The 16,796-nt window shown below is 55.2% G+C and carries 12 protein-coding genes; 2 read left to right on the top strand and 10 right to left on the bottom strand.

Annotation, left to right across the window (positions count from 1 at the left end; all coding sequences use genetic code 11):
* Positions 1 to 134: 134 nt before the first annotated feature.
* The 7 genes from AC1XYH_RS04325 to flhA form a co-directional block, all read right to left on the bottom strand.
* Complete coding sequence (locus AC1XYH_RS04325) at positions 135 to 2,357, bottom strand: chemotaxis protein CheA (protein ID WP_483325435.1); 2,223 nt, start codon at positions 2,355 to 2,357, stop codon at positions 135 to 137.
* A gap of 173 nt (positions 2,358 to 2,530) precedes the next feature.
* On the bottom strand, positions 2,531 to 3,325 hold the full coding sequence (locus AC1XYH_RS04320) for a protein phosphatase CheZ (RefSeq protein ID WP_483325434.1): 795 nt from the start codon (positions 3,323 to 3,325) through the stop codon (positions 2,531 to 2,533).
* Positions 3,326 to 3,346: 21 nt separating this feature from the next.
* Complete coding sequence (locus tag AC1XYH_RS04315) at positions 3,347 to 3,724, bottom strand: chemotaxis response regulator CheY (RefSeq protein WP_483325433.1); 378 nt, start codon at positions 3,722 to 3,724, stop codon at positions 3,347 to 3,349.
* 222 nt (positions 3,725 to 3,946) lie between these two features.
* On the bottom strand, positions 3,947 to 4,681 hold the full coding sequence (locus AC1XYH_RS04310; protein WP_483326299.1) for an RNA polymerase sigma factor FliA: 735 nt from the start codon (positions 4,679 to 4,681) through the stop codon (positions 3,947 to 3,949).
* Positions 4,681 to 5,508, bottom strand: a complete 828-nt coding sequence (fleN, locus tag AC1XYH_RS04305; RefSeq protein ID WP_483325432.1) for a flagellar synthesis regulator FleN — start codon at positions 5,506 to 5,508, stop codon at positions 4,681 to 4,683. The genes AC1XYH_RS04310 and fleN overlap by 1 nt, the downstream gene beginning before the upstream one ends.
* A gap of 32 nt (positions 5,509 to 5,540) precedes the next feature.
* A complete protein-coding gene (gene flhF, locus AC1XYH_RS04300; RefSeq protein ID WP_483325431.1) occupies positions 5,541 to 6,899 on the bottom strand; it encodes a flagellar biosynthesis GTPase FlhF in 1,359 nt (452 codons plus the stop codon).
* Positions 6,900 to 6,973: 74 nt separating this feature from the next.
* The gene (flhA, locus tag AC1XYH_RS04295) at positions 6,974 to 9,100 is read right to left on the bottom strand and encodes a flagellar biosynthesis protein FlhA (protein WP_483325430.1); all 2,127 of its coding nucleotides are present in this window, start codon (positions 9,098 to 9,100) and stop codon (positions 6,974 to 6,976) included.
* A 399-nt stretch (positions 9,101 to 9,499) separates the two neighbouring features.
* Here flhA and AC1XYH_RS04290 point away from each other — a divergent pair, with 399 nt between their 5' ends.
* Both AC1XYH_RS04290 and AC1XYH_RS04285 read left to right on the top strand, forming a co-directional pair.
* The gene (locus tag AC1XYH_RS04290) at positions 9,500 to 10,708 is read left to right on the top strand and encodes a tetratricopeptide repeat protein (RefSeq protein WP_483325429.1); all 1,209 of its coding nucleotides are present in this window, start codon (positions 9,500 to 9,502) and stop codon (positions 10,706 to 10,708) included.
* A gap of 13 nt (positions 10,709 to 10,721) precedes the next feature.
* Entirely contained in the window at positions 10,722 to 13,079 is a 2,358-nt protein-coding gene (locus AC1XYH_RS04285) for an EAL domain-containing protein (protein ID WP_483325428.1), read from the top strand.
* A 109-nt stretch (positions 13,080 to 13,188) separates the two neighbouring features.
* On the opposite strand, the gene AC1XYH_RS04280 is transcribed toward AC1XYH_RS04285, so the two are convergent.
* From AC1XYH_RS04280 to AC1XYH_RS04270, 3 genes are read right to left on the bottom strand one after another with little or no spacing between them, the layout of a single operon-like run.
* Complete coding sequence (locus AC1XYH_RS04280; protein ID WP_483325427.1) at positions 13,189 to 13,629, bottom strand: group I truncated hemoglobin; 441 nt, start codon at positions 13,627 to 13,629, stop codon at positions 13,189 to 13,191.
* Positions 13,630 to 13,637: 8 nt separating this feature from the next.
* Positions 13,638 to 14,444 carry a DUF3034 family protein gene (locus AC1XYH_RS04275; protein ID WP_483326298.1) on the bottom strand — a complete coding sequence of 269 codons (807 nt, stop codon included), beginning with the start codon at positions 14,442 to 14,444 and terminating at the stop codon, positions 13,638 to 13,640.
* Positions 14,445 to 14,491: 47 nt separating this feature from the next.
* Positions 14,492 to 16,795 (bottom strand): putative bifunctional diguanylate cyclase/phosphodiesterase, encoded by a 2,304-nt coding sequence (locus AC1XYH_RS04270; protein WP_483325426.1) that lies wholly within the window; start codon positions 16,793 to 16,795, stop codon positions 14,492 to 14,494.
* Position 16,796 lies beyond the last annotated feature (1 nt).

Raw genomic sequence — 16,796 nt, 5'->3', positions numbered from 1 at the left:
CATCGCCATTCGGCGCAGCGCACCATGCGCCCATTTCCAAGTAACTCTTGCGAGCCACTTTCCCCGCCTACCGCGTCAGTTCAGCATGGCAACAGCCGTTGGCAGATGCGTCTGATACAGCATGGTACAACCTATCACACCCGTCGCGCGTACCGCTTAAGCAGACTGGGTATATCCAGAATCAAGGCGATACGGCCATCGCCGGTGATAGTCGCGCCAGCCATACCCGCCGTGCCCTGGAGCATCCGCCCGAGTGGTTTGATAACCACTTCTTCCTGGCCGACCAATTGATCAACCACAAAGCCCACTCGTTGCGTGCCGACCGAGACGATCACCACACTAGCCGCAGAATGATCGCTGGTATCTTGCACGCCTGGCATCAGCCAGCGCTTGAGATAGAACAACGGCAACGCTTTTTCGCGCACGATAATGACTTCCTGGCCATCGACGATATTGGTGCGCGACAAGTCGAGGCTATAGATCTCGTTAACGCTTACCAGCGGCAACGCGAACGCCTGGTTCGCCAACATGACCATCAAGGTTGGCATAATCGCCAGCGTTAACGGCACTTTGATGGCGATGCGCGAGCCTTGTCCTTTGGTTGATTCAATATTGATGGTGCCGTTGAGCTGGGAGATTTTGGTTTTCACCACATCCATACCCACACCACGGCCGGATACATCGGAAATTTCGGTTTTTGTAGAGAAGCCGGGCTCGAGGATCAGATTAAAGCACTCGGCTTCGCTCAGGCGATCCGCAGCGTCTTTGTCCATCATGCCTTTTTCGACTGCCTTGGCACGCAGCACATCTGGGTCCATACCGCGGCCATCGTCGACGATAGTCAGCAGAATATGATCGCCTTCCTGCTGCGCGGCCAATACGACTTTACCCGTACGTGGTTTACCCGCGGCCTCTCGTTCGTCAGGCAGCTCAATACCGTGGTCTACCGAATTACGCACCAAGTGAACCAGTGGATCGGCCAGCGCTTCTACCAGGTTCTTGTCGAGATCGGTTTCTTCACCAACCAGCTCTAGGTTAATTTCCTTTTTCAAGCTCCGCGCCAAATCACGTACCACGCGCGGGAATCGCCCAAATACTTTTTTGATCGGCTGCATGCGGGTTTTCATCACTGACATTTGCAGATCAGCGGTAACCACATCCAGATTACCAACCGCTTTGTTCAGTTCTTCATCGCCACTGCTTAAGCCCAGACGCACCAGTCGGTTGCGCACCAACACCAGCTCGCCAACCATGTTCATGATTTCATCAAGACGTGCGGTGTCTACGCGTACGGTGGTCTCAGCTGTGGGAGCAGCTTCTGCCGCTTGTGCCGGCTTTACGACACTTGGGGCGGCCACAGGCGCAGCTTGTGGCTTGGCAACAACTTTGGGCTGAGGCTTTGGCTCGGGCTTACTGTCTGCCTTGGCAGCAGGAACAGCAGCCGACGCAGAAATTGGGGTCACGTCTACAGCTTCTTTACCCGGTGCAGAACCTTTGCCATGCAATTCATCGAGCAGAGCTTCAAACTCATCGTCGGTAATTTTGTCAGCAGTGTCTGCGGCGCTTTGTGGCACAGACGCCTCAACAGGCGCGTCGTCTTCGATCTTGCCTGGCGCGCTGCCCTTACCGTGCAACTCATCCAGCAGCGCTTCAAATTCATCATCGGAGATATCGTCGCCGGAACTAGCGGTCGTGGTTGTGGCGGGGCCACTTCCAACTTGGCCACTGCCATGCAGCTCGTCCAGCAGAGCATCGAATTCATCATCGCTGATTTCATCACTGCCGGCGGTTGCTGACGCGGCCGGCTCGGCTGTTACAGCGGGAGTTGCATTGCCATGCAGCGCATCGAGCAATAGCTCGAACTCGTCATCGGTTATATCGCCATCACCGCTGGAGATACTTTCCACAGCAGCCAGAGCCGGTGCGGTCGGCGCAGCTGCAGCGACAGGCTCAACAATATCGGCACTGGCTGGTTGCGCTAACGCGGAAAGTGCAGCTAGCAAAGCTGGCGTGGCAGGGGTGAGTTCTTGTTGGTTGCGCACCTGATCAAACATACTGTTGACCGTATCCAGCGCCTGCAGAACTACATCCATTAAATCGGAGGTAACCGGGCGCTCACCCTTGCGCAGAATATCAAACACGTTCTCGGCTATGTGGCAGCAAGCTACCAGGGCATCGAGTTGCAGGAAGCCAGCACCGCCTTTAACGGTATGAAAACCGCGAAAGATAGCGTTGAGCAGATCCATGTCATCGGGACGGTTCTCCAGTTCGACCAACTGTTCGGACAACAGCTCGAGTATCTCACCTGCCTCGACCAGAAAGTCCTGGAGAATCTCTTCATCCGCATCGAAACTCATGCACCCACTCCCCTCGGGCGTGTTAACAGTAAACGGTAATGCGTTGGGCTAGTATCGCTGCTTGGGCGCAGTCCGCTGTTATTAGTCGCTAATCCGGAACCAGCAAGCCTGACTATTTCACAACTAGTCTGGCCGTTGCCGTCACACTCGGTGTCGGCGATTTTTTGCAGGAGTCAGAACCCCAGGCTGGACAAAAGATCGTCGACTTCGTCCTGCCCGGATACAACGTCTTCTCTTGTATCGGCATGAATTTGCGGACCTTCACCCCTGGGTGAGGTTTTTTTTGTCTCGCTGGCGGTTTCTGCGTGGTTGATGCCAGTAATTCGATCCACCTGGCCCGCCATGCGAACCAAGCTGAGCAAACTTTCTTCGACATCGTGCACTAGCGTAATGACGCGCTTGATCACCTGACCGGTAAGGTCCTGATAATCCTGCGCAATCAAAATATCGTTAAGATGGCCCGATACGTCATTGCTGGTATTTTCGGTTTTCTCAAGAAAGTCACCCATACGCTTATACAGTTCACGAAACTCATCGGCCGCCATCTCACGCCGCTGCAAACGCCGCCAGTCGCTACGCAAAGCCGCCGCTTCACCGCCCAGTTCAGATATCTTTGGCGCGCTGATTTCTACCAGGTCCATAGTGCGATTGGCTGCCTTATCGGTCAGCTGCACCACATAATCCAGGCGATCCGAGGCATCAGAAATTTTCGAGGTTTCAGTTTCATCACCCAGGGCGTGGGTGGTGTCTATCTGAAAGTTGACAATGGAGTTGTGCAACGCACGGGTGAGCTGCCCCACCTCATGATAAAGACCGCGATCACGGGCTTGATTTATTGCGTGAATCACCAATAGAGCTTCGGCGAAGTCACCCTGCTCCAGATGATCGACCAATTGGCGCGCATTGTCCTTGAGGGAATGTTCAAATTCCTGAGCAGTCGCCTGGCCGGGATCCTTACTTAACGCCATAACCTGTACCCCGGTTGATTATTATTTTGCTTGCACTCGCTCAAAAATCTTTTCGATTTTTTCTTTCAAAGCCTGAGCAGTAAAAGGCTTCACAACATAACCGTTAACACCCGCCTGGGCTGCTTCGATGATCTGGTCCCGTTTGGCTTCAGCGGTCACCATCAGCACCGGCAGGTGCTTCAGACGCTCGTCAGCACGGACTGCACGCAGCAGGTCGATGCCACTCATGCCGGGCATGTTCCAGTCAGTCACCAGAAAATCGAAGTTACCACTCTGCAGCATCGGCAATGCGGTATTGCCATCATCGGCTTCAGCCGTGTTGGTAAAACCCAGGTCGCGCAACAGGTTTTTGATAATGCGCCTCATCGTTGAAAAATCATCAACGATGAGAATTTTCATATTCTTGTCCAAGTCGACCTCCGTACAAACCAGGGAAAGTGCAGGCCTGCACCCCGAAAACCCATTGCAATGGCCAAACTAGCCGTATAAAGAAACTCTGAATAGCCTGCTGCTGCGCAACCGGTTGTTCACAATATCTTCAGTTTACAGCCATCAAAACAGGATCAGGCACAGTGCTACTATTTGCGCAATTCGAGCATTGTCCGGATGTTAGCGACAAAATCAATCATTTCGCCAACTTGATAGACGGGCGCGCAGTCGTGCGGCACATTGACTATGCAGCTGACTTACCCGCGACTCACTTACTCCCAACACCGCGCCGATCTCTTTGAGGTTCAGTTCTTCATCGTAATACAGCGACAGAAGCAGACGTTCCCGTTCAGGTAAACCGTCGATTGCTTCCGCCAACGCGCCGCGAAAACGTTCATCTTCCAGCCCAGAGAAAGGCTCGAAATCACCCTGTACATCGGCCGGCGCACCACTTTCCAACAGATCATCAAAGCTAAAGAGCTTGCTGCCCGCGGTGTCGTTGAGAATCGCGTAATATTCTTCAAGACTCATATCAAGTTCGGCAGCAATCTCGTGATCTTTAGCGTCGCGACCCAAACGAGATTCAACCGCGCGCATCGCATCACTGACCATGCGTGTATTTCGATGCACTGAACGTGGCGCCCAATCACCTTTGCGTACTTCATCAAGCATGGCACCACGGATGCGGATACCAGCATATGTTTCAAAGCTGGCACCTTTGCCGAAGTCGAACTTACGAGAAGCCTCTAACAGGCCAATCATGCCGGCCTGGATCAGATCATCAACCTGTACACTGGACGGCAATCGGCCGAGCAGATGGTAGGCGATGCGCTTCACTAGCGGAGCATATTGCTCAACGAGTCGATCCTGGTCATTCGCAGAACGTTGTGCTCGTGTATACATGCTTAGTCCGCCAGCCGATGCAATCATAGGCCTGAGCCGGTAGGCCGTACCAGACGTTCGACGAAGAATTCCAGGTGTCCGCGTGGATTGGCCGGTAAAGGCCATGAGTCCACCTTCTGCGCAATTGCTCTAATCGCCATGGCCGCTTTGCTGCGCGGAAAAGCTTCATAGACTGCACGTTGCTTCTGTACGGACTTGCGCACCGCTTCATCGAAAGGTACCGCCCCGACGTATTGCAGTGCTACGTCGAGAAACCGGTCAGTTACTTTAGACAGTTTAGCAAACACCATTCGACCTTCCTGCGGGGTGTTCACCATATTGGCCAGAATTCGGAAACGCGTCATGCCGTGATCACGATTTAGCAGTTTGATCAGCGCATAAGCGTCGGTAATAGAGGTAGGCTCATCGCAGACGACAACCAGTGCTTCCTGGGCTGCCCGCACGAAGCTAACCACCGAATCGCCGATACCAGCGGCAGTGTCGACAATCAGCACGTCGATATTGTCACCAACCTCGCTGAACGACTGGATCAGACCTGCATGCTGTTGGGGGCTAAGGTTAACCATATTCGCCGCGCCCGACGCCGCAGGCACGACGCGGATACCACCGGGACCGGGGATCATCACGTCGCGCAGATCACATTTGCCTTCCAGCACGTCAGCCAACGTAGCTTTGGGTTTTAACCCAAGCAATACGTCAACGTTGGCTAGCCCTAAGTCGGCATCCAACAGCACGACTCGGCGCCCCAACTCCGCCAGCGCAAGGCTGAGATTGACCGACACATTAGTTTTGCCGATACCACCCTTGCCGCCGGTGACTGCGATAACCTGAACCGGATGATTGCTACCCATCTACGTTGATTACCTTGAATTGTTGATTTCGCTTAGCTTGCCCGCTGGCCATGCATCATGCCGGCAAACACATCTGCCATCGCCTGATCTTCAGGCGCCTCATTACCCGCCATACTGACCGCGCGACTTACCAACTGGTGCCCTAGCGCACGATTGATATCGTCTGGGATTCGCTGGCCATCTGCCAGATAGGCTACCGGCAAACCCTGCTCCATAGCCAGCCCTAATGACTCACCCAGCGTTGCGGCCTCGTCGACTTTAGTCAGAACGCAACCACTGAGCCCACAACTTTTATAGTTGTGATAAGCCGCCTTCATGACACGGTACTGACTGGTTGCCGCCAACACCAACAATTTACGCACTTGCTGGCCCTGTTGCGCCAGTGCGTTCAGCTGACCGCGCAGATACGGGTCCTGCGCTTGCAGGCCGGCCGTATCTACCAACACTAAACGCTTACCGGAAAAATCAGCCAGCACATCCTGCAAGCTGTTCTGCTCATCAACTACTCGCACCGGCACGTCAAGAATGCGGCCGAGGGTACGCAGCTGTTCATGCGCGCCAATGCGATAGGTATCCATAGTCACCAGGGCCACATGCTGGCTACCGTGCTTAAGCACGTAACGTGCTGCCAACTTGCCCAGTGTGGTGGTTTTGCCTGCGCCGGTTGGGCCGACCAATGCGATAATACCGCCTTGGTCCAGCATATCTTCACGCAAAGTAGGAATGCGGTGCGATAGGTGCGCCAGTACCAGGCGCCAAGCTTGGCGGACGTCAGTCACGTCAGCGACCTGACTCAGTAGATTCTGGCAGATTTCTGCCGGCAAACCGATCTGTGTCAGCCGGCGCCACAAGCCAGCCTGTTTAGGCTGACGCTGGTTGAGTTGGCCCCAAGCCATACCGCCCAACTGCGACTCCAACATCTCACGCAACCCTGCCAGCTCGGCGCGCATAGCACTAAGCCCAGTACTTTCAGCCGCATCAGCGACAGGAGCTGCAGCACTCACCTTGCGCTGCACCGGCGGCTCTTCGCTTGGCTCTTGCACCAGACGATCAAGCAGGTCGCGCGCAACCGGCGAGCCTTGCTCGGCCGCCGCGCGCATGCTGTCCCCGAATAATTGACGGTTAACGGTTGGCTGATTACGCGAAACCATTTGGCCCACCTCAAGCTCGGCGCGGGCGGCAACAATGCGCTCTTGGGTCTTTTTCAGTTCCTGATCCAGCCCTGGCGTCGGCGGCGTGATGCGCGGCGCAACATAGTCCAGCGCTGCGGTCAGCTCTACCCCACCAGCCACACGGCGGTTAGCGATAATCGAGGCGTCAGCGCCCAGCTCATCACGCACCAGTTTCATCGCTTGGCGCATATCGGCGGCAAAGAAACGTTTGACTTTCATGGCTGACCTCATCAGTTACCGGTGCCCCGCGCATCGCGCCAGGCTGCGTTTAATCTGCGTTCTTGAGCCTTGGCTCAGTTCTGTCCGACCGTGGCGACTATGGTCACCTGCTTGCTGTCCGGAATTTCCTGGTAGGACAACACATGAGCTCCGGGGGCGGCGTAGCGGACAAACTTGGCCATCATCATCCGAATCGGCCCAGCCACCAGCAGGATCGCTGGCTTGCCCTGTACTTCCTGACGCTGCACCGCTTCTGACAACGAGCGTTGCAGTTTTTCTGCCATCCCGGGCTCCAGCAACATGCCATCATCGACACCCTGCCCAGCCTTCTGAAGACTCTGTAGCAACATCTGTTCCAACCTTGGCTCCAGAGTGATCACAGGCAGCTCGGAGTCAAGCCCCACAATGCTTTGCACGATCGAGCGCGACAGCGCAACGCGCACTGCCCCAATCACAGCGCCAGTATCTTGACTCTTGCCCGAGCTGTTAGCGATAGACTCAGCGATGGTCCGAATGTCGCGCACCGGCACCTGCTCCTGCAGCAGGCCCTGCAACACTTTGAGCAGATTGGAGACTGAAATAAGCCCTGGCACTAGCTCCTCAGCCAGCTTTGGCGAAGCCTTGGCCAGCACTTGCAGCAGCTGCTGCACTTCCTCATGGCCAATCAGCTCATGTGCGTGCTTGTGCAGAATTTGGTTGATGTGGGTGGCCACCACGGTGCTGGCGTCGACTACCGTGTAACCAAGCGACTGAGCCTGGTCTTTCTGCATCGGCTCGATCCATACCGCATCCAACCCAAAGGCAGGATCTTTACCCGCCAAGCCTTTGATTTCGCCAAATACCTGGCCTGGGTTGATTGCCAGCTCACGGTCTGGGTAAACCTCAGCTTCAGCTACGCCAACACCCATCAGCGTCAATCTATAGGCATTGGGTGCCAGATCGAGGTTGTCGCGGATGTGTACCGAGGGCATCAAAAAGCCCAAGTCCTGTGACAGTTTTTTACGCACGCCCTTAATCCGCGCCAGCAACTGCCCACCCTGGTTCCGGTCGACCAGCGGAATCAAACGGTAACCTACCTCCAACCCCACCATGTCGACCGGGGTGACGTCATCCCAGCCCAGCTCACGGGTTTCTGGCGACTGCACCGCTGGCGGCAGCGCCTGCTTGCGCTCAACCTCAGCGTCCTCTTCAACCTTGACCTGCTGTCGTTTGGCAATCACGTAGGCGCCACCGGCTGCCAGCGCACCCAAACCAATAAAGGAAAAGTGTGGCATGCCGGGAATCAGGCCCATGATGATCATGATCGCCGCGGCAATAGCCAGCGCCTTGGGCGAGGTGAACATCTGACGCTGCACCTGCGCGCCCATGTCTTCAGAGGTGGAGACCCGCGTCACCATAATGGCGGCAGCGGTAGACAGCAGCAGCGACGGAATTTGCGCCACCAAACCGTCACCAATGGTCAACAGCACGTAGATTTTGCCGGCTTCTGCGAATGGCAGGCCGTGCTGCGCCATACCGATGGCTAAACCACCAATCACGTTGATGAACAGAATCAGCAGACCGGCAACCGCGTCACCGCGTACGAACTTACTGGCACCGTCCATGGAGCCGTAGAAATCCGCTTCCTGCGACACCTCCATCCGCCGGGTCTTGGCCTGTTCCTGATCAATCAGACCCGAATTCAAATCGGCGTCGATTGCCATCTGTTTGCCAGGCATAGCATCCAGGGTGAAGCGAGCGCTCACTTCTGAGATACGCCCAGCACCCTTGGTAACTACCACAAAGTTGATAATCATCAGGATGGCGAACACCACCAGACCCACAACATAGTTACCGCCGATCACCACTTCACCGAAGGCCTGAATAACCTTACCCGCCGCGTCACCACCCTCATGACCATAGAGCAGCACCACTCGCGTAGACGCTACGTTGAGCGCCAAGCGCAGTAAGGTGGCGACCAGCAATATGGTGGGGAACACGGCGAAATCAAGCGGGCGCAAGGCGTAAGCGCCGACCAACAGCACCACCAAAGCCAGTGCAATATTGAAGGTAAAGAGCACGTCGAGTATGAAAGGTGGCACCGGCAACATCATCATGCCGAGCATCACCAGCAATAGAATAGGCACACCCAGACTGCCGTGGCGTAAGCCGGCTAGATTGGTCCGCATGTTACCCATCATTTGTGTGCGATCGACAGCCATTGCCCAGAGCTTCCCCAATCAATAATTTGACGCTATATGCGTGCTAACAGAGCCTACGCAAGAAGCGTTCCAGTTTAACGAAGGGAACGTCGACCGAGATAATGTCGAAGTGCCATACACCAAACCTGAAAACCAGTGCTATGCTTTGCTGGTGCTGTCACTCTGATACACTGCGCTAACAACAACGGCAACGGATGGCCCAGCTTTGAATGAGGCCATTGAGTAACCGGCAAACCTGCGTAAAGGCCTCGGAATCAGTTAACCGCGCAGTTTTTCCGGTCGAGACTCTGATAGACCGAAGCGCACTGAAAGACACTGCGAATAGCTAACAAGCGCTGTTATTTTCACGCATTTTCAATAGCCATACTCAGTGGTTCCTGGCCATCACAGAGAGAATTCATGCGCGTACTTGTTGTTTTGCTGCTCATCGTTACCGCGGCCCTGACTGGCTGCGAGACCCTATCTCAGCCTGACAGTCTGTTGGCACGCTCTAGCGAAGTATTAAAAAATCAGCGCCAGCGCCTGGCCGACCTCGCCGCCAGTTTAACGAGCGATCCCAAGGAGCAGGAACGCCACGCTGAGGTGCAAGCGCTGTTTGATCAAGAATATATAGACCCACTCACTGTCTACTTGCAGCGGCACGGCGAAGACTCGGACTACGCTCCCTATGCAGAGTTGGTCCGTGCCGAACGCAGCGAACGTTGCGGCGTGGTTGCCGCCCGTTATGCTCCACAGGATCCCAACGCTGCAACGCTACAACGCCTTAAGCGCGGCTATGTATTCTCTTGTCCTGCGGTGATTGATGCCTTCGCCCAACGGGTGAGCGCGGCGCAGTCGGCGGTTGCTACTCAAACTAACGCCACACCCGTTACGCCAACCGCCAAAGCCAACACGCCCGTCAGCCAACGCGCTGCCAGCAGCAATAACGCAAAAGATTGCTACCTGTTGTTTAGCATTAAAAACTTTCAGCAAGCTCAACCTTCCTGCTCTGCCGCTGCCGCGAAGGGCGATGGCAAAGCCCAGCATCACCTTGCGGTGATTGCACAAACAGACGGAGATCAGGCTGAGGCGCTGCGCTGGGCACGCGAGTCGGCTGGCCAGGGCGACGCCAACGGTCAGCTGTTACTGGCTCAACTACTCGCCGCACAAGATCAACAAGAAGAAGCCGCTACCTGGCTGAAGGCAGCAAGTGATCAGGACCAGCGCGAGGCCAACTTTTTACTGGCCCAGGCTTACCAGCAAGGCACGGGGCTCGCCAGGAACTTTCCGCAATCGCAGGTCCACCTGCATCGCGCCGCCAGCGCCGGTTATGTGCCCGCTATTTTGCAGCTGGCCAACCAGCAAAAAGGTTCAGCTAGCGCTCGTCATTGGCTGCGAGAGGCAGCAAAAAAGAACTCGGCCACCGCCCAATATGAGCTAGGCATGGATTATCTGCAGGGCACCAGTGGCGATACCGACCTGATAGAGGCTTACGTCTGGCTGAGCTTGGCGTTGGTTAACGGCGAAAAACGCGGCAAACGGCATGTAGAACAGCTATCGTCCCAACTCAGTCCGGAAGAGTTGACTCAGGCCCAAGGCCGCGTCCATTCTGGGCTTAACGGACTCTAGCCAAGGAATGCCCATGCTCCCGGTCAAGCCAGCAATCATGTTTCTGCTCAGCCTGCTGGTGTGCATCTTCATGTTTGGTACTTGGCTGATGTCCAGCTTGAATCTGGAGTACGCGCAAAATGCCATGGCTGAGTTGCGGCAGCGACAAATTACCGACACTTTCTACGCCAACCTGGACCGCATCAACGCCCACCATCGGCAGATGGAATACAACACTCATGGACTGGCCCGCACCGGCAGCCTGTTTGATAGCCTGGAGGACAACTCTGCGGTTACGGTGCAGCGCTTGCGCCAGAGCCTGCAACAGACGTTGCGAGACTTTCCCGATAGTTACGGCAGCAGCCTATGGTTCGCAGACGGCAGAACCGAGAAGGCGCTTTATGCCTATCGTCAGGAGAGCAACATTCTGGTCGAGGCCATTCCGGCAGCCGACCAGCAAATGATACGGCAGTGGTATCAGCGCCTGACTGAACTTGAGCAACAATCCAACAGCAATATCGATCCCGCCAATAACTGGATGCCCGCTTACTACAAAGCCAGCATCGACAGCGCCGTGATCAGCCACGCGGTTTTAATTTTCAACAACCAGCAACAACCCATTGGGTTAGCGATTACCGATTGGCGAGCGGAAGATATTGTGCGCACGGTCAGTCGGGTTGAGGTCACCCCCGGCACTTTCTCGTTTTTGCTGGATACCGAAAACCGCAATCTTTCCAGCCTCTCAGAAGCTAAAAATGTGGCGCAGGCGCAAGAGCTGATCAACGCTATCGTCGACCTGAATCTTTATGAACAACTGAAACCACAATCCACCACCCGAATACTCAGCACGCGTCAGCTCGCCTCACCCATGCAGCACCTGCAACTTGACTTAAGTCAGCGCGAATATGCGCTGTTCTTCTCTCGTACCCAGGCTGGCATGCTGTTCGGCATTGGCGTGCCTCAAGCCGAGATTGATGCGGTGCTGGAGCCTATGCGGCAAAGCAACTTCCGAATTGTTAGCCTGACCGGGCTGATACTGCTGCTGATCTCCGCTCTCATTCTTTATCTAGTGGCAGGCATCCTGCGCCAACTGCATAACCTCTACACCGACAGCCTGACAGAGCTACCTAATCGCGAGCGCCTGCTGGTTGATTTAAGAAAGCGTCGTACCGCGTCACTGATCCTGCTCAACATTGACTCTTTCAAAGAAATTAACGATTTTTACGGCCACGAATGTGGTGACCACGTCATTATCGAGCTAGCGGATGCACTGGATGACTACCTGGGGAGTCAGCCCGATTGGCAGCAAAGCCGCCTATATCGCATGCCCGCAGATGAGCTCGCCGTTTGGTTGCCAGGCGAACACAGCGAAGGACAACTGCAAAAGCAGATCAACCAGCTGCTCGAGTTCATCAGCGCACTGCGCATCACATGGCACAACCAGGATATACCCGTGAATGCCAGCCTGGGCGCTGCCAGCAGCGCCCAGCGCGGCAGTGAAGATCTGACCAGCGAAGCCCTGTTGCCTGGCGCAAACATCGCGCTGGAGCTAGCGCGCCTGCATAAAAACAATTACGTCATATACGATGAGCGCCACAAAGTTCGTGAAAGCTACGAGCAAAATTTGATCTGGGCCAACCGCTTGAAAGGGGCATTGGAAACAGGTCGTATCGTGCCCTTCTTTCAACCCATCATGGACCTCAAAACCAATCGAATTGAGAAGTTTGAGTGCCTGGTAAGACTGCTGGATGACCAGGGTGAACCCATCAGCCCTTCACAGTTCCTCGATCTGGCGAAGAAAGTCCGCCTCTATCGCTCCATTACCCGCTGCATGGTAGAAAGCAGCATGCGGCAATTTGCAGATCTGCCGTACACCTTCTCGCTGAACCTATCCTGTGAAGATCTATTGGACCAGGAACTATCGGATCACATCATCGCCACTGTTGAACAAAACGAGATCGGTTCCAGGGTGATATTCGAGATCCTCGAATCAGAAGGTATTGAAAACTATGCTGCGGTGCGTCAGTTCATTGACCGTGCCAAGGCGCTCGGTTGCCGCATCGCGATTGACGACTTCGGCACTGGCTATTCCAACTTCGAGCACCTGCTACGTCTGGATGTAGACCTGATCAAGATCGATGGCAGCCTGATTAAGCAACTGGACACCAACGCTACCGCGATGACCATCTGCAAAGGCATAGTGCAGTTTGCAGAGGAGCTTGGCATGTTGACGGTCGCTGAGTTCGTCCATAGCCCAGCCATTCTGGCGAAGGTGCGCGAACTGGGAGTGACCTTTGCACAGGGTGCTGCCATCGGCATGCCATCGGCCAGTTTGATTACCAAGGTCACCATGACCGGCACCGAGCCCGAAGTGAACCGTGCCAAGAGTTAAGTTGTATTGGCTGGCTTACACTTGATCAATATCGCGCCGGCGCCCTAGCCAGCCAGGCCGCATACAACCTGAACCGGCAAACCTTCGGGTGAGGGAAGATCAACCCACTCTAGCGATAGATGATATCTCCGCGCATGGGCGCGAGTCGTTTTAGTAGTCGATTCTGTACGCGTACAGACAGACCTTCATCGTCCATCGCCGCAATCAGATCCTCCACCAATGCGTTAAAATCGCCTTGGCTGATATCAAAACCCGCGTGCACGTCAATCATGCTGTCACCGGTATATTCACAAGGACCGCCAGCCTCGACGCAAATCTGCTCCTGTAGCTTTTCTTGCAACCGGAGTATGTCGGTATCGGCGAAATGGTGCACGATGCGTGCGTCATCAGCAATGCGGTACAACAGGCCTTCCACCACCCGATTGATACCCGCCTGCTCACCCATAGCCTGATACAGACTGTCATCCGCCGGCGTTGTATTGGTGGCGCAGCTGGCTACCCCCATGACAACAATACTCGTGCAGATAATCTTAACTAATGGTTTGAACATGAACCGCCTCAGTAACTCAGTTGCAATGACAAATACAGGCCCTGCTGGCCTTCCAGCGTCGCGATTTCGCCCATATCAGCCCACGAGGCGACTACCGCCACACGCTTGCTAGGAAAGTAGCCGACAAATAGGTCTTGCCAGTCGCTTTCTCCAGCGAAGGACAGATTATCCGGTTTCTCACGGTATTCGACGCCGACTATCCATTGCGGGCTTAACAGAAGACCGACACTGCCTTCCTTCAACAAACTACGGCTGTCGCGGCGATCACCACCAAAACCGAGCAGGCCCGTTTCATTTGCCCGTGAGTAACGCAAGGTGCCATTGAGCAGCAGGTTATAGCCACCTACAGCGCCCAGAAACAGGCGCGAAGCTGCAAGATAATAATCGGTATCTGAATCACGCTTGGCGCCAACCAGTGATGGCACCAGGAAGTTACGTTGGCGCTTATACTGCGCACCAAACGAGACCTGCGGCAGTTGGTCGTAAATCAGATCACCGAACAGGCGCACTTTCAGCCCGTAGATATCTTGATTTAGGGTTTTTTCGGGCAGGCCTGCGGCTTTGGTCAGCGCATCTATATCCAGACGCTGACGAGCAATCGACAGCTCCACGCGATTACCTAAGCTGAGCGCGGCGCCGAAGCTATCCAGCCTATAATCTCCGGTATCGACCCGCGTCGCAAAAACATCGCCGCCCCATTCATCACGGGTACCGTAGCCAGACAACACCGCCCAAGGCACTATGCCACCACCAGCAGCACCCTCAATACTGGTCGCACCGCCCGTCGCGAGCATACGACCACCGGGCTCGGCCATCGCGCCGCTTGCACAAGCCACCAGCAAAGCGGCTATTGCAGCTTTTCTCATGCAGACTCCACTACTCCGAAGGTACCACGGGTATCCTCAAGCCATTGCTCTAAAGCTGCTGCAGCCAACGGCCGACTAATGAAGTACCCCTGAGCCACATCACAATGACGCTCTTTCAGCCAGTTCAGGCTGTCTATGTTCTCTATTCCCTCGGCAATCACTTTCAAGCCCATATTGTGCGCCAATTCGATGGTCGACTTGACGATAACGGCATCGTCGCTGCCCTCCGCAAGCTGCAGCACAAAAGACTTGTCTATCTTCAAGTCTTGCACCGGCAGACTCTTCAGCGTAGCCAACGATGAATAGCCTGTCCCGTAATCATCCACCGCCAATGAGATACCCAGGTCACGCAGCACACGCAGACTATTCAGGCTGCGCTCAGGGTTTATCATCACTGCACTTTCGGTGACTTCCATCGACAGATACTCAGGGCTGATCTGTTGGGCGCGCAGCAGATGCTCGATGCGCTGGGGAAATTGCGGGTCGTCCAAATCACGAGCAGATATATTCATCGCTACCTGAAGATGAATACCACGATCTATCCAATTGCGTAACTGCGAGGCAACCGCGGCCATCATCCATTGCGTCAGCATGCCAATGCTGCCGGTCTGCTCGGCCAAAACAATGAACTCATCAGGAGTGATCGGACCAAGTTCGCTGTGCGTCCAGCGCATCAACGCTTCAACCTGCCGCACTTCGCCGCTGGCCAAATCCAATTTCGGCTGAAACACTACCGCCAGCTCTTTGTACTCCGGGGCATAACGAAGGTCCCGCGCCAATCGAATACGTCGTTGGTATGCTTGATCACGCTGCGCCTGATACACCGCAATGCGTTCCGGGCCGGGGGCAGCGTCTCCCAGTGCAATACTGACTTGGCGTAACAGCTCACCCGCGTCACGCCCTTGCAACGGCCACTCCACTACACCGGCCATCCATTGCGAGCGGAGCTTGATATCCTCAACCTGCATCTTCTCGCCGAGCTGAGCCAGCATCGCGTCGATAACCACCACTGCCTCATCCAGATCACGGCGCTCCAACAACAGCAGAAAGCCCACCCCTGGTTGCCAAGCCAGCAATGAATCGGCCGGTAGCTGGCCTTCCAAACACGCTACTGACTGGCGTACCAAGGTATCCATGAAACTCTGTCCACGGGCCTTAACCATCAATTCTGCGGTCACCAAATTGCATTGCGCAAGCACACCGCTTTGACCACTGACAATCGAGCTATTCAGTCGCTCACGCATCACGCCAACGTTAGCCAATCCGGTCAGTGGGTCATGCAGCGCGTTATGCGCAATCAAACTTTCCCGCTCGGCGATACCGATCCGCATGGCATCGATGCTTTCGGCCAAGAGCCCTAACTCATCATTGCGGGCAAGCGTGACTTTGTGGGTGTAGTCGCCCCGACCAATACGCTTGGCTGCCTCCGCCAACAAGGTGACCGGACGCGCTAAACCGCCGGATAAACGCACCGCCAAAAACGAGGAAGCCAATAGCGCGATCAGGGTGATAATCAACAGTTCGCGCTTGAGATCATCGAAGCTCGCCAGCGCATCGCTCAGCGGGCTGGCCATCTGAGCCACCACACTGTAAGGCGCCTGATCCAGAAGGGTAATGGCGGTAGTCAGATAGCCTTCCCTCTCGAGCCTCTGCGTGCCCTGCTGCAGACTCATATCTTGCTGTGCATATGGGGTGGTCGAAAAGGTGCTCATGACCTCTTTGTCTCGGCTGCTGACAAAGCGAATTTCCAGGCCAGTCAACTTCTGCATTTCGCGGGCCAGCGCAGCGTCCAGGCTGAATGCCATCGCAACCTGCCCCACTGGAACGGGCGCGTGCACCACCGCCTCTACCAACAGATAGGGCCGATGATCAATCATTGCAATCAACGCTTGCTCGGAAAATGCTTGCAGTGACTCCACCTGCGCGGTGTCTGAGCCTGGCATGGTCGCCGACGAAATACGCAGGTCGCCCTGCGCATCAAAAAACAATGCCTGGTCAGCACCAATGCGGCTTGCTTGATTTAGCAAGGCCGAGCGAATGGTCGCTAAATCACCCGTGGCAACCGCCTGACGGAAGCCGAAGTCTGCTACCAGAATCTGCGTTGCGTTGGTTAACTCACGCGCTCGAGCTTCCAGCAGATTTCTGAAAACGTTGCTACCTACCTCTAGTTGCCGTTGCGCCTGTCGCTCCGCTGAGAAGTCTGTGCTGGTATAAACCGCAAAAAACACAGCCCCCAGTACCAACGACAGCAAGCAGACAGACGTAACTATCAGCCTGGTACGCAGATACCGAATACGCACC

The organism is Pseudomonas sp. GW-45, from assembly GCF_056896675.1.
Note: the sequence above shows the minus strand (reverse complement) of the source record. Positions and strands in the feature narration are given on the sequence as shown.